The 13,970-nt window shown below is 67.9% G+C and carries 10 protein-coding genes and 2 pseudogenes; 6 read left to right on the plus strand and 6 right to left on the minus strand.

From position 1 onward, the window contains the following. Window positions 1-2: 2 nt before the first annotated feature. Window positions 3-734 carry an enoyl-CoA hydratase gene (locus K0O64_RS24125; RefSeq protein ID WP_071949319.1) on the minus strand — a complete coding sequence of 244 codons (732 nt, stop codon included), beginning with the start codon at window positions 732-734 and terminating at the stop codon, window positions 3-5. A 241-nt stretch (window positions 735-975) separates the two neighbouring features. On the opposite strand from K0O64_RS24125, the gene K0O64_RS24130 reads away from it, so the two are divergent. Beyond that, window positions 976-2,043, plus strand: a complete 1,068-nt coding sequence (locus K0O64_RS24130; RefSeq protein ID WP_434085466.1) for an IS110 family RNA-guided transposase — start codon at window positions 976-978, stop codon at window positions 2,041-2,043. A gap of 14 nt (window positions 2,044-2,057) precedes the next feature. Continuing rightward, window positions 2,058-3,530, plus strand: a complete 1,473-nt coding sequence (locus tag K0O64_RS24135; protein WP_220045813.1) for a carboxyl transferase domain-containing protein — start codon at window positions 2,058-2,060, stop codon at window positions 3,528-3,530. Here the strand turns inward: K0O64_RS24135 and K0O64_RS24140 are convergent. The 4 genes and pseudogenes from K0O64_RS24140 to K0O64_RS24155 all read right to left on the minus strand — a co-directional run bounded on the left by K0O64_RS24140 (window position 3,527) and on the right by K0O64_RS24155 (window position 8,575). Continuing rightward, entirely contained in the window at window positions 3,527-4,120 is a 594-nt protein-coding gene (locus K0O64_RS24140; RefSeq protein WP_225933533.1) for an NUDIX hydrolase, read from the minus strand. The genes K0O64_RS24135 and K0O64_RS24140 overlap by 4 nt on opposite strands. A 58-nt stretch (window positions 4,121-4,178) precedes the next feature. Beyond that, a pseudogene (locus K0O64_RS24145) lies at window positions 4,179-4,826 on the minus strand (phosphoribosyltransferase); the annotation flags it as partial. A 19-nt stretch (window positions 4,827-4,845) separates the two neighbouring features. Further along, window positions 4,846-6,662: pseudogene (locus K0O64_RS24150) on the minus strand (ABC transporter ATP-binding protein). Further along, the gene (locus tag K0O64_RS24155) at window positions 6,659-8,575 is read right to left on the minus strand and encodes an ABC transporter ATP-binding protein (RefSeq protein ID WP_220046533.1); all 1,917 of its coding nucleotides are present in this window, start codon (window positions 8,573-8,575) and stop codon (window positions 6,659-6,661) included. The pseudogene K0O64_RS24150 and the gene K0O64_RS24155 overlap by 4 nt, the downstream one beginning before the upstream one ends. A gap of 239 nt (window positions 8,576-8,814) precedes the next feature. Between K0O64_RS24155 and K0O64_RS24160 the strand changes: the two genes are divergently transcribed. Further along, complete coding sequence (locus tag K0O64_RS24160) at window positions 8,815-9,516, plus strand: response regulator transcription factor (protein ID WP_425574842.1); 702 nt, start codon at window positions 8,815-8,817, stop codon at window positions 9,514-9,516. Window positions 9,517-9,523: 7 nt separating this feature from the next. Beyond that, a complete protein-coding gene (locus tag K0O64_RS24165; protein ID WP_071949312.1) occupies window positions 9,524-10,861 on the plus strand; it encodes a HAMP domain-containing sensor histidine kinase in 1,338 nt (445 codons plus the stop codon). Here K0O64_RS24165 and K0O64_RS24170 read toward each other — a convergent pair. Beyond that, window positions 10,858-11,655: an SDR family NAD(P)-dependent oxidoreductase gene (locus K0O64_RS24170; protein ID WP_220045814.1), complete on the minus strand. Its 798-nt coding sequence runs from the start codon at window positions 11,653-11,655 to the stop codon at window positions 10,858-10,860. The genes K0O64_RS24165 and K0O64_RS24170 overlap by 4 nt on opposite strands. A gap of 153 nt (window positions 11,656-11,808) precedes the next feature. Here K0O64_RS24170 and K0O64_RS24175 point away from each other — a divergent pair, with 153 nt between their 5' ends. Both K0O64_RS24175 and K0O64_RS24180 read left to right on the plus strand, forming a co-directional pair. Next, window positions 11,809-13,371, plus strand: a complete 1,563-nt coding sequence (locus K0O64_RS24175; RefSeq protein ID WP_220045815.1) for an ABC transporter substrate-binding protein — start codon at window positions 11,809-11,811, stop codon at window positions 13,369-13,371. Continuing rightward, complete coding sequence (locus tag K0O64_RS24180) at window positions 13,368-13,970, plus strand: TetR/AcrR family transcriptional regulator (protein WP_071949307.1); 603 nt, start codon at window positions 13,368-13,370, stop codon at window positions 13,968-13,970. The genes K0O64_RS24175 and K0O64_RS24180 overlap by 4 nt, the downstream gene beginning before the upstream one ends.

Consider the following 13,970-nt stretch of genomic DNA (forward strand, 5'->3'; position numbering starts at 1 on the left):
ATTTAGGCGCCTTTGAACTCGGCGGCGCGCTTCTCGATGCGCGCCACCTGGGCTTCGATGACGTCCTGGCTCCCCCACGCCTTCTCGAACAGCTCCTTGTGGGTGGGCCACTGCTCCTCGTAGGCACCGTCGTCGTTGAGCACCCGCTTGGACGCCTGCAGCGACAGCGGCGCCAACCCCGCGATCTCCTGCGCCCAGGCTTGGGCGTCGGCCAGGTCGCCGAGCCGGTTCGCCATCCCCGTCATCAACGCCGTGTCGGCATCCAGCTTCTCGGCGCCCAGCAGCATGCCGCGGGCGCGGCCGTAGCCGGCCAGCGAGGACAGCCGACGCACACTCCAATTATCGAGCGCCAGACCGTATTTCGCGATCGGGAACTGGAAGTAGGCACCGGGGGCCACCACTCGCAGGTCGCAGATCATCGCCAGCTGCACACCCGCGCCGATCGCGGGGCCGTTGATCGCCGCGATCACCGGCATCGGCGCCGCGTCGATCGCCTTATTCAGTGCTATCGCCTTGTCCGGGAAGTCGGCGGCGAACACGTCGCCGGAAAGATCTGCGCCGGCGCAAAATACTGTGCCCTGGCCGGTCAGCACGATCACGCGGACGTTCTCGGCGGCGGCCTTCTCGACCGTTTCCCGCAGCGTGTCGACGAGTTCGGAGTTGAGCGCATTGCGTCGTTCCGGACGCTGCAACTCGATGGTGGTCACATCACCCACGCGGTTGATACCGATCATGGTTTGAGGGTACTGGCCGGATAATCTCGTCTCAGTGTCAAGGTGAAGTCGCCGCTGTTGCGGTGGTTGGATCCTGATCACCTGGTGTCTGGCTCGTAGTCTCGGTGCCGCCTTCGGGTTGGCGTGCATGCGTTTTGTCGGCATCAGGTGTGAAGGACCGGCCGGCGTGACTTGATAGGAGCGTGGCATCGCCCCCACTGAGATGTGTCCGCCGACCGGCCCAACCGTCACCTCACAGTGAATGGAGGCAACCACCATGGTTGTTGTTGGAGCCGATGTACACAAGCGCACGCACACCTTCGTCGCCGTCGACGAGGTGGGCCGCAAGCTCGGGGAGAAGGTGGTCAAGGCCACCACTGACGGGCATCGTCAGGCGGTGCAGTGGGTCCGATCCCAGTTCGGCGTCGAGGTGGTGTGGGCGATCGAAGATTGCCGGCACTTGTCGGCGCGGCTGGAGCGAGATCTGCTGACCGCTGATCAGAAGGTGGTCCGGGTACCGCCGAAGTTGATGGCCTATGCCAGAGCCTCGGCGCGCACCCGGGGTAAGTCTGACCCGATCGATGCGTTGGCTGTGGCGCGGGCCTACTTACGGGAGCCCGATCTGCCGATCGCCTCCCATGATGAGGTGTCGCGGGAGTTGAAGTTGTTAGTAGATCGCCGTGAAGACCTTGTCGGGCAACGCACGTCGACGATCAATCGATTGTTGTGGCGGGTTCATGAGTTGGATCCCAGTCGGGCTCCCAGGCCGGGTTCGTTGGATCTCGCCAAGCATCGCACGCTGTTGGGCGACTGGCTGGCGACGGTGCCTGGTCTGGTCGCCGAGCTCGCCCGCGACGAGCTGGCCGACATCACCCGGCTGACCGAACAGATCGATGCGCTAGCCAAGCGGATCGGTGAACGCGTGCGGGTCATCGCCCCGGTGCTGCTGGCGATGCCGGGGTGCGGGGAACTGACCGCGGGCAAGATCATCGGTGAAACCGCCGGGGTGCCCCGCTTCAAAAGCGAGGCGGCTTTCGCCCGTCACAGCGGTGTGGCGCCGATTCCTGTGTGGTCGGGCAATACCGCCGGACGGGTCCGCATGACCCGCACGGGCAATCGCCAACTCAACGCCGCCCTGCACCGCATCGCCGTCACCCAGATCCGCCTTCCCGGCCTCGGACAGACCTACTACCGACACCGACTCGCACAAGGCGATTCCAGCACCGAGGCCCTGCGCTGCCTCAAACGCCGACTGGCCCGCGTCGTCTACAGCCATCTCCACACCGATCACAGAAATCGAACTCAGCCTTGCCAAACAGCAGCGGCTTGACATAGGAGAAACTCGTGAGCCGGATCGGGGCTGCCGAGCTACGTGACGCCGCGCTGGACCCTGGTTCGTTCCGGAGCTGGGACAGCGCGCCGCTGGATGTCGGCCCCGATGAGGCCTATACCCGGGAACTCGAAGAGGCCCGCGCCAAGTCCGGTTTCGACGAGGCGGTACTGACCGGTGAGGGGACGATCTTCGGCCGCCGGGTGGCGGTCGTGGCGTGCGAATTCGACTTCCTGGCCGGGTCCATCGGGGTGGCGGCCGCCGAACGCGTCACCGCGGCGATCGAACGTGCAACCGCGGAGCGGCTGCCGCTGCTGGCGTCGCCCAGTTCTGGTGGCACCCGCATGCAGGAGGGCACCGTCGCGTTCCTGCAGATGGTGAAGATCGCCGCCGCCGTCACCCAGCACAAACGGGCGCACCTGCCCTATCTGGTGTACCTGCGGCACCCGACGACCGGCGGGGTGTTCGCGTCCTGGGGTTCGCTGGGCCACATCACGGCCGCGCAGCCCGGTGCGTTGATCGGTTTCCTCGGGCCACGGGTCTACGAGCAGCTCTACGGCGAACCGTTCCCCGCGGGCGTACAAACCGCGGAAAACCTGTTGCGGCACGGCGTAATTGACGCCGTCGTCGGCCTCGAGGTGTTGCGCCCGACCTTGAACCGCGCGCTGACGGTCATCAGCGACCAGCCGGGTGAACCGCCGGATGCGCTGCCCGACGAGTCGATCCCCGATGTGCCGGCGTGGGAGTCGGTGATCGCCTCCCGCCGTCCGGACCGGCCCGGGGTGAGCTGGCTGCTGCGCGAGGGCGCCACCGACCGAGTGTTGCTGTCCGGGACGCACGGCGACGCCGCCACCACCGCCCTGGCGCTGGCCCGCTTCGGCGGGCAGCCGGCCGTCGTCGTCGGGCAGCAACGCGTGGTGGGCGGAGTCGTCGGGCCGGCCGCACTGCGCGAGGCCCGCCGCGGGATGGCACTGGCCGCCGGGCTGCGGCTGCCGCTGGTGCTGGTGATCGACACCGCCGGGCCCGCGCTGTCGGCCGAGGCCGAGCAGGACGGTCTGGCCGGTGAGATCGCCCGCTGCCTGTCCGAGCTGGTCATGCTGGACACCCCGACGGTGTCGGTACTGCTGGGGCAGGGTAGCGGCGGACCCGCGCTGGCAATGGTTCCGGCCGACCGGGTGCTGGCCGCCCAGCACGGCTGGCTGGCCCCGCTGCCGCCGGAGGGCGCCAGCGCGATCGTGTTCCGCGACACCGACCACGCCCCGGAACTGGCTGCCGCACAGGGAGTTCGGTCGGCCGACCTGTTACGCAACGGTATCGTCGACGCGATCGTGCCCGAGTACCCCGACGCCGCCGACGAGCCAGTCGAGTTCGCGAGGCGGCTGTCGACCGCGATCGCCCGCGAGATCCACGACCTGCGCGAGCAGCCCTCGGAGCAGCGGTATGCGGCACGGCTGGCGCGCTACCGCCGAATTGGCTTGCCCGGTTAAACGTTTCGCCGGAACAGCTCCGCGGGACGACCGCCGGTGCGGGTGACCAGATGGCCGGTGGGCCGCAGTAGCGGTTTCATCAGACGCCGAAACCCGTCACGTTGCAGCGGTCTACCCGCGACCGCCTGGTGCACCCGATGCAGCTCACCCAGGGTGAACTGGCGGCCCAGCAGGTGGTCGGGGTCCGGCTTCTCGGCGTAGCGATCCCGGACCTCATGGGCTGCCCGGGCGATGATCTCGCCGTGCCCGTACCCGAGCCGGCCGGGGCGAGCCACCGGGACCAACCGGGTGTCACCCGGCCTGCGGGAGTCGAGCCGGCGGATCGGCACGACCTCGACATGCGCCACCGACAACACCCAACCCCGGCTGTCGCGGGACGGCTCGTCGTAGACGTGCAACTGGCGCGGCCGCAGCCCGCGCACCTCGGCCTTGGACTGCAGCGAGCGCTCGACCGCGTCGGCGAGTCGCTCACCGGGATGCAGGAACGTGCCGGGCAGCGCCCAACCGGGAGCGTCGATGCGGCGCACCTGCAATACCAGCAGTTCGGGATCGGCCGGGTCGAGGGTGAGCAGTGCGGTGTCGACAGCCACATGCGGGTGTGGAAAGTCGCTGAGCCGGTCTTTCGTTGTATCGCTAATTAACTCATCATTGCGTAAAGCCGCGTTCGGCGCACTCCAATAGCGTGCACACCTCCTCGTCGGAGGTCTGGTGGAAGTTGTCGTACCCCTGGCCCACTGCGCTGAAATACTGTGGCGCGCCGGGACATACGACGTCGTCGGCGTAGGCCCGAAGTTCGGCGATCGTGTCGGGCGCGCCGATCGGCGCGGCCAGCACCACCGAGGCCGCGCCCTGAGCGCGAGCCACCAGACAGGCCGCGCGGGCGGTGGAGCCGGTGGCGAACCCGTCGTCGACGATCAGCACCACCCGCCCTGCGAGCGGCTCGGGTGGCCGGTCGCCGCGGTAACGCTCGACGCGGCGCTGCAGTTCGGTGCGCTGGGCGGCTTCCACCTCGGCGATGTCGGCATCGCTCACCGAGACGTGCCGCAGCACCGCGTCGTTGATCACCCGCACCCCGCCCTCGCCGATGGCGCCGAAGGCGAGTTCGGGCTGGCTGGGCACCCCGAGTTTGCGCACGACCAGCACGTCCAGTGGGGCGCCCAGCGCCTTGGCGACCTCGAAGGCCACCGGCACACCGCCGCGCGGCAGGCCGAGGACGAGGACGTCACGGCTGCGGTAGGCCGTCAGCGACTCGGCGAGCCGGCGGCCCGCGTCCGCCCGGTCGGCGTAACGCTGCATACCTTCGAGTATTGACCGCCTAGGCCAACGATTCCAGCCATGCGCGGTGCAGTGCGGCGTACCGGCCGTGCGAGTCGACGAGCTCGGCGGGCGGGCCGTCCTCGACGATGCGTCCGTGCTCGAGCACCAGCACCCGGTCGGCGATCTCCACGGTCGACAACCGGTGAGCGATGATCAGCGCCGTCCGGTCGGCCAGCACCGTGCGCAGCGCGCGCTGCACGAGCCGCTCGCTGGGAATGTCCAGCGACGACGTGGCCTCGTCCAGGATCAGCACCGCCGGGTCGGCGAGGAAGGCCCGGGCGAACGCGACCAGCTGCCGCTGCCCGGCCGACAACCGTCCCCCGCGGGTGGCGACATCGGTGTCGTAACCGTCGGGCAGCGCCTCGATGAACTCGTCGGCCCCGACCGCGGCCGCGGCCGCGCGCACCTCGGCATCCGAGGCCGACGGGCGGCCGAACCGGATGTTGTCGGCGACAGTTCCCGAGAACAGGAAGTTCTCCTGGGTCACCATCACGACGTGGCGGCGCAGATCGCTCTGCGCGAAGTCCCGCAGGTCGACACCATCGAGGGTGACCGCACCTTCGGTCGGGTCGTAGAACCGGGCGATCAGCTTGGCGATCGTGGTCTTGCCCGCCCCGGTGGTGCCGACCAGTGCGACGGTCTGGCCGGCCGGCACCACCAGCGACAGCCCGGGCAGCACCGGCCGGTCCGGCACATAGCTGAAGTGCACGTCGCGGAAAGCGATTTCACCGTTGATCCGGTCCAGCTGGACCGGCGCCGCCGGGTCGGCGATCGCCGGTTTCTCGGCGAGCACACCGGCGAGCTTCTCCAGCGCCGAGGACGCGGACTGGAACGTGTTGAAGAACTGGGAGATCTCCTGCATCGGCTCGAAGAACATCCGCAGATACAGCAGGAACGCCGCCAGCGTGCCGATCGTCATTCGCCGTGCAGCACCCGGTAGCCGCCATAGAGCAACACCACGCCGGTGGTGAGGTTGCCGACGAGCTTGACCGCGGGCATGAAGATCGCCAGCAGCCGAAAGGTGCGTTCGTTGTCCGCGCGGTAGCGGTCGGCGACGTCGTCGAAGATCTCCTGATTGCGCGGCCCGCGACGGTAGGCCTGCACCGCTTTGATACCCGTCATCGTTTCGACGAATTGCACGATCACCAGCGCGGCGCTCTCCCGCACCCGGCGATAGGTCTTGGCCGACTCCGAGGAGAACCACCACACCAGCGCAACGAGAATCGGGAACGCAGCCAGGCACATCAGGCCGAGCTTGACGTCGAGGGTCACCAGCAGGATCGCCGTGCCGAACAGCGTCAGCACCGCGGTGATCAGGCTGTCGAAACCGGTCTCCAGCATGTCCTGGATGGCGTCGACGTCGTTGGTCAGCCTGCTGACCACCCGGCCCGACGTATAGCGGTCGTGGAACGCGACGTCGAGGCGCTGGAAGTGCCGAAACACCCGGCGGCGCACCTCCAGCAGCACGCTCTGGCCGATGCGACCGGAACGCTTGAGGAACGTCATCCGGCTGATCGCCTGCACGCACACCACACCGCACAACACGGCGACGACGATGATGAGCTCGCGGGCCGATCCACCGGCGAGCAGCGGCGGGATGGCATGGTCGATGCCGCGCTGGACCAGAAGCGGAACCGACAGTCGCGCAGCGTTTTCCACCACCACGACCAACGCCAGCAGGCCGACGGTCATCTTGAACGGCGCCAGCAGCGAACCCAACAGCGCGCGGGCCTCCCGCCGGCGCGGTGTGGCCTCGTCGATCGGCAGGTCGTCAGGTTCCTCGTCGAGCTTGCCCCGCCATTCGGTGGCGGTCATCGCTGCCTGCCCTCCGACGCGGCATAGTCGGCGGTGCGTCGGGAAGCACCGCGCTGCTCGCAGGCTTCCTCATAGGCGCGGTCCAGACGCTGCCGCTCGTCGTCGTCCTCCCAGTCGCAGCGCACCTCGCAGCCGTCGTCGAGTTCGTCGTCGGCGGCGAGCAGGAAGCGGTAGCGCGGCACTTCGGCCAGCAGTTCGGCGTGAGTGCCGATGTGGGTGATGGTGCCCGCACCGTCGACGGTGTCGAGCAGCGCGACCTTGTCGGCCAGCAGAACCGTCGACGCGCGGTGGGCGACCACCACCGCGGTGACGCCGGCCAGCACGCGGCCCAGCGCCTCGGTGACGGTGGCCTCGGTATGCACGTCGAGCGCGGACAGGGTGTCGTCGAGCACCAGGACGCGCGGGGCGGCCAGGATGGCGCGGGCGAGCGAAAGCCGTTGCCGCTGACCGCCGGACAGGCTCATACCCTGTTCGCCGATGCGGGTCTGCAAGCCGTAGGGCAGGTCGTAGACGAACTGTGCGGCGGCAATCTCGACGGCGCTGCGCAGTTCGTCGTCGGTCGCATCCGGGCGGCCCAGCCGCAAGTTCTCGGCGACGGACATCGAGAACAGCGTCGGATCCTCGAAGGCGGTGGCGACGGTGGTGCGCAGCGCGTCCAGCGACAGCTCGCGAATGTCGGTGCCGTCGATGCGGATCGCGCCTTCGGTGACGTCATAGAGCCGCGGCAACAGACCCGCCAGCACCGACTTGCCCGAGCCGGTGGCGCCGACCAGGGCCAGCGTCTCCCCCGGTTCGACGGTCACGCTGACGTGCCGCAGCGCGAACGTGTCGCTGTCAGGGAACTTGAACCCGACATCGTCGAGTTCCAGCCGGCCGCCCCGCGGCGCGGCCGTACGCGGCCCGTCGGTGATCTCGCGGGGAGCGTCGAAGATCTCGGCGATCCGGTTCGCCGCGGTCATCGCCTCCTGCGTCATCGACAGCAGGAAGCCGAGCGAGGCGATCGGCCACACCAGCGACAGCATCATCGTGATGAACGCGACGAGCGTGCCCATGGTGACCAGGCCGTGCCCGGCGGCGTAGGCGCCGAAGCCGAGCACCACGATCAGCGTGAGGTTCGGAATCACCTCGAGGAGCGTCCAGAACCTCGCCGACACCGCGACCTTCTGGAGCTGCGTGTCATACAGCGTGCTGGCTTGAGTGTCGAAGCCCTCGTAGACGTAGTCCTCGCGGCCGAAGGATTTCACCGCGCGCAGGCCCAGCGCCGACTCCTCGACGTGCGTGGCGACGTGGCCGGCTTGATCCTGAGCCTGGCGGGCCAGCCGGGTGAAGGTGCGCTCGAAGTGCAGCACGATCAGCGTGATCGGCGCGATCGAGGCCAGCACCACCACACCCAGCGGCCAGTACATGGCCAGCAGGATGATCGTCACGACGGTGATCTGCAGGATGTTGAGGATCAGGAACACCAGGCCGAAGGACAGCAGCCGTCGAATCACGTTGAGATCGTTCATAATTCGCGAGAGCAGCTGGCCGGACTGCCACCGGCCGTGGAACGACATCGGCAGGATCTGCAGCCGGGCGTAGAGATCCTTACGGATGTCGGCCTCCACGCCCATGGTGGCCCGGGACACCAGCCAGCGGCGGATGAACCACAGCACGGCCTCGGTGATGCCGACTGCCATCGCAGCGGCGCCGACCACCCACAGCCCCCGCTGGTCCTGGTGACGGACCGGTCCGTCGATCACCGCCTTGGTCATCAGCGGGATCGCGACGGTGGCCACCAGGCTGGTGACCGCGACGATCAGCATCGAAATCCAGCGCGCCCGGTACGGCATCAGATACGGCAGCAACCGGAAGAGGTCGGACCCGGCCCTCGGGGTCGCGCGGGGTGCGGCGATGGCCGGTTCCGACACCATTCCGGAAGTCACCTCGTCCACCCCATCACCATCTCGATACCGATCACCGCTGAACATATGCGGCACGTATGACACGACTCCCCCGCATTCGATGATTCCACGCACCGCAATCGGTTATCCGCCACGCCATTCGCACCCTAGGACCTCAACAATGATTGAGGTCAAACCCTTCCGGCGCAGGTCATCGTGTCGCGTCGGCCTCCCACTGATACGGGCGTCGATCAGGCAAGATAGTGCCCATGGACAGTGGTTTAGCCGCACCCCGAGTACTGGTGGTCGACGACGATCCCGACGTGCTCGCCTCGCTCGACCGCGGTCTGCGGCTCTCCGGATTCGAGGTCTCAACCGCCGTCGACGGCGCCGAAGCCCTTCGCTCGGCCACCGAAACCAAACCGGACGCGATCATCCTCGACATCAACATGCCGGTGCTCGACGGTGTCAGCGTGGTGACCGCACTGCGCGCGATGGACAACGACGTCCCGGTCTGTGTGCTCTCGGCGCGCAGTTCGGTCGACGACCGGGTCGCCGGGCTGGAGGCCGGCGCCGATGACTACCTGGTCAAACCGTTCGTGCTCGCCGAGCTGGTGGCCCGGGTGAAGGCGTTGTTGCGCCGACGCGGATCCACGGCGACCTTCTCCTCGGAGACCATCCAGGTGGGTCCGCTGGAGGTCGACATCCCCGGCCGCCGAGCCAGGGTCAACGGCGTCGACGTCGATCTGACCAAGCGCGAGTTCGACCTGCTGGCCGTGCTCGCCGAGCACAAGACGGCCGTGCTGTCCCGGGCTCAGCTCCTCGAGCTGGTGTGGGGTTACGACTTCGCCGCCGACACCAACGTCGTCGACGTCTTCATCGGTTATCTGCGCCGCAAGCTCGAGGCCGGCGGCGCGCCCCGACTGCTGCACACCGTGCGCGGCGTCGGTTTCGTGCTGCGCACCCAGTGACCGGCTTGTGACGCTGCCGCGCATCTTCCGCCGCACCCCCTCGCTGCGCACCCGGGTGGCCTTCGCGACGGCGATCGGCGCGGCGATCGTCGTCACGATCGTCGGCACCATCGTGTGGATCGGCATCACCAACGACCGACTGGAACGTCTCGACCGCCGCCTCGACGAGGCGGCGGGCTTCGCCGTCCCGTTCGTTCCCCGCGGACTCGACCAGATCCCCCCGTCACCCAACGACCAGGACGTGGTGATCACGGTCCGCCGCGGCGACGCGGTGCGGTCCAACTCCGACGTCGTACTGCCGCGGCTGAACTCCGACTACGGCACCGCCGAGGTCGACGGCGTTCGCTACCGGGTGCGCACGGTGGAGCTCTCCTACCCGGAGCCGACGACACTGGAGGTCGGAGCCACCTTCGACGACACCATCGCCGACACCAACAATCTGCACCGGCGGGTGCTCATCATCTGTGTGTTCGCGGTCTGCGCCGCCGCGCTACTGGGCTGGGTACTGGCGACGTTCGCCGTGCGGCCACTGCGGCGGCTGGCCGCACAGACCCGGGAGATCCAGGCCGGCGACAAGGCGCCCGACGTCGAGATCGGCGGCGCCACCGAGGCGATCGAGATCGGCGAAGCGATCAAGGGTCTGCTGGAACGGATCTGGACCGAACAGGACCGGACCCAGGCCGCGCTGGCCTCGGCCCGCGACTTCGCCGCGGTGTCGGCCCACGAGCTGCGGACGCCCCTGACCGCGATGCGCACCAACCTCGAGGTGCTGGCCACTCTGGACATGACCGACGAGCAACGCAAGGAAGTGCTCGGCGACGTCGTGCGCACCCAGACCCGGATCGAGGCGACTCTGGGCGCGCTGGAACGCCTTGCCCAGGGCGAACTTTCAACCGAAGCCGACCAGGTTCCGGTCGACATCACCGAACTGCTCGACCGCGCCGCACACGATGCGATGCGGGTCTACCCCGATCTCGAGGTGTCGCTGGTGCCGTCGCCGACGTGCATCATCATCGGCCTGCCCGCCGGTCTTCGGCTGGCGGTCGACAACGCGATCGCCAACGCGGTCAAACACGGTGGCGCGACGCGGGTGCAGCTCTCGGCGGTCAGCTCGCGCGAGGGTGTCCAGATCGCGATCGACGACAACGGTTCCGGCGTGCCGGAGGCGGAGCGCTCGGCGGTGTTCGAACGGTTCGCCCGCGGGTCGACGGCGTCACACTCGGGTTCCGGGCTGGGGCTGGCCCTCGTCGCGCAGCAGGCCGAAATCCACGGCGGCACAGCCTCGTTGGAGGACAGCCCGCTCGGTGGCGCGCGGCTGATGCTGCGGTTGCCCGCACCCTGCTAGGCCGCCGGAGTCGCCCCGCAGATCGCATTGCCGCCGTCGATGATCAGCGTGGTGCCGGTGACGTAGGACGCACCCGGGGTGGCCAGATAGGCCACCCCGGACGCGACCTCGTCCGCGGTAGCCGACCGGCCGATCGGGGTGGCGTTCCCGGCGGCCACCTCCGAGGGAAGCTGGGCCGCCGTCGCGATCCAGCCCGGCAGCACCAGATTGGCGGTGATCCCGGTCTTGGCGTAGTCGACGGCCACGGAGCGGGTCATGCCGAGCATCGCCGCCTTCGCGGTGTGGTAGCCGACGTCGCCGGTATACGCGGTCAGCACCCCGGCGGTCGAGCCGACGTTCACGATGCGGCCATAGTTCCGATCGACCATGCCGCCCAACGCTGCCCGGGTGACGTAGAACGCGCTGTGCAGGTTGCGTCGCAACGCAAGTGAGAACTCTTCATCGGTCATCGCCGCCAGTGAGTTCGGTTCTTCGGGGCTGTGCACCGAAGCGAGACCGGCGTTGTTCACCAGGATGTCGAGCTTTCCGAATGCCGCCTCGGTGGCCTCGACCAGCCCGCGCGCCGCATCGGGGTCGAACAGGTCGGCGATGTGCGCCTCGGCGCGGATGTCTTCCGTCGCGAGCTCCCGTGCACGCTGATGGACTCGGTCAGTGGTGCCGGTCACCATCACCGCTGCGCCGAGTTGACCCAGCAGCCGGGCCGACGCGAAGCCGATGCCGATCTCGCTGCTCGACCCGGTCACCAGGGCCGCCTGGCCCGTGAGATCGAATGCGGCTGGCGTCGTAGCAGGCATTGTGCTGGCTCCCTTCAAATTTCGGAAATACCCGCCAGACACTAGAGCGCCCCGGCCGGCATTTCTAGGTCGAACGTCCAAGTCTTGGACGTTCGTACAAGGTGGTAACCGTCATGTCACACAGCGGAAATCAGCCGCCCCGAAGCTGGCCAGATGAAACTCACGTCGGGAATCGCGCCCCTGGCGATCGTCGCCCTGCTGTTCGCCGGTACCGCATGCTCGGGAAAGACCAACAGTCCCAGCACTAATGCCGCCGCGGCGTCGACCGTGCGCACTCCGCTGATGTCCGACCCGCCGTCGCTGGACCCGGACACGTTCTACCAACCCGAGGGCCTGCTGATCATGACGTCGGCCTACCAGGGCCTACTGCAGTACGCGCCGAGCTCGACGACGATCGCGCCGCTGCTGGCCACCAAGTGGGACGTCTCACCGGACGGGCTGACCTACACCTTCACGCTGCGCGACGGCGTCAAGTTCGCCGACGGCACGCCATTCGACTCAGCGGCCGCCAAGGCCAGCTTCCAGCGGCGGACCGACATGGCCGGCGGTCCGGCCTACATGCTGGCCGACGTCAAGGACATGCAGACTCCCGACCCACACACCTTCGTGGTCACTCTCACCAAACCTGTTGCACCCTTTCTGGATTACCTCGCCTCGCCCTACGGTCCGCTGATGACCAGCCCGACCGCGGTCGCCCAACATGCCAGCGGCAACGACCATGCGTCGGCGTGGCTGGCATCACACACCGCGGGCACCGGCCCCTACGAGCTGACCGAAGCGGTCCCGGCCAGTCACTACACGATGGCGGCGAACAAGAACTACTGGGGCCCCGCCCCGCAGATCACCTCCGTGGAAATGCCAGTGGTCACCGCCTCCGCGGTGCAGCGCCTCCAGCTCGGCAACGGCGAACTCGACATGGTCTTGCACGGGTTGTCCAAGGGCGATTACGAGGCCCTGGCCACCGGCGCCGACACCGAGGTACTGCAGCAGAAGGCGCTGATCAAGACGATGATCATGGTGAATCCGACCTCGGCGGTCTTCTCCTTGAAAGACGCACGCGCGGCCTTGTCCGCCGCACTCGATCAGAAAGCTTTGACCACACAGGTTTTCGGTGCACAGGGAACTCCGTCGACGCAGTTCTACCCGGCCGGGATGCTCCCGGACGGGGCGGTACCCGACACACACACCTACGATCCGTCGAAGCTCGCCGCGATCGGCCGCAGCGGCGGTGAGGTCTCCATCGGCTATCCGTCCGGTGACAGCGCCCTCCAAGACCTGGCCAACCAGACCCAGGTGATTCTGCAGGCCGCGGGCTTCAAGGCCACGATCCGCGACTTCCCGTCGGCGCAACTCTTCGCGCTGCCCCAGAATCCGGACCAGCGCCCCGATCTGTTCGCGGAGTCGTGGAATCCTGATGCGGCTCACCCCGATACCTTCTCGCGGATCTACCAATACACCAACGCGCCGGTCAACATCCAGGGCTGCTCGGTGCCCGAGGCGGACAAGCTCCTGGACGCCGGCAGCGCCGAACCCGACCCGGCCAAGTCGCAGGCCCTGTACGTCGAGGCAGCCAAGGCCTACCGCGACTCACTGTGTTGGATCCACCTGTCTGACCTGTACAACACGGTCGCCGCGCGGAAGGGCTACTCCGGTTGGCAGAGCCAGCCGGCGTGGATGTGGGACACCGACTTCTCCACACTGAAGCACCAGGGATGACGGCGGGTACCACCGCCCGCGGCGCGGCCCGCCGCACCGAGATCATCGATGCCGCGATTGAGGTCATGGCCCAAGTCGGGCTGGCCGGATTGTCAATGCGCCTGGTGGCCAACCAGGCTCAGATACCGCTGGGCGCGTTGAGCTACTACTTCGACGACAAGTCCGATCTGATCGCCCAGTCGTTCGCACAACTCTCGGACCGCGAGATCGACCGCGTGGTGGCCACCGCCGAACGCCTCGAGCCCTCGATGCCTGCCGAACAGCTCGCCGATCTGGTCGCCGACATGATCATCGACGGGTTCAGCTCTCCGCGCGGGGCGATAGTCACGCGCTATGAACTGGTCACCGAAGCGAGTCGCGACGAACGATTGCGGCCGATGTTCGAAGCTTGGTATGCGGCAATGATTCCCGCGCTGAGCCGGCTCTTCCGCGAGTTGGGGTCCGGACAGCCCGAACTCGATTCCCGGACGGTGATGGCGGTGATGGCGGGTCTGGAGATCGACAACCTCTACCGCCCGCTGGGCCCGGTCGACAAACGCCGAATCCGGGCCACCCTGCGGCACGCGTTCAAAGCCGTCATCGCACTGCACGGCACCTGA

Source organism: Mycolicibacterium pallens (assembly GCF_019456675.1).
Classification (GTDB): domain Bacteria; phylum Actinomycetota; class Actinomycetes; order Mycobacteriales; family Mycobacteriaceae; genus Mycobacterium; species Mycobacterium crocinum.

Coding starts and splice junctions, on each gene's coding strand:
- K0O64_RS24155 (WP_220046533.1), bottom strand. CDS start 8,575: ATGGTGTCGGAACCGGCCATCGCCGCACCCCGCGCGACCCCGAGGGCC.
- K0O64_RS24125 (WP_071949319.1), bottom strand. CDS start 734: ATGATCGGTATCAACCGCGTGGGTGATGTGACCACCATCGAGTTGCAG.
- K0O64_RS24175 (WP_220045815.1), top strand. CDS start 11,809: ATGAAACTCACGTCGGGAATCGCGCCCCTGGCGATCGTCGCCCTGCTG.
- K0O64_RS24160 (WP_425574842.1), top strand. CDS start 8,815: ATGGACAGTGGTTTAGCCGCACCCCGAGTACTGGTGGTCGACGACGAT.
- K0O64_RS24170 (WP_220045814.1), bottom strand. CDS start 11,655: ATGCCTGCTACGACGCCAGCCGCATTCGATCTCACGGGCCAGGCGGCC.
- K0O64_RS24130 (WP_434085466.1), top strand. CDS start 976: ATGGAGGCAACCACCATGGTTGTTGTTGGAGCCGATGTACACAAGCGC.
- K0O64_RS24180 (WP_071949307.1), top strand. CDS start 13,368: ATGACGGCGGGTACCACCGCCCGCGGCGCGGCCCGCCGCACCGAGATC.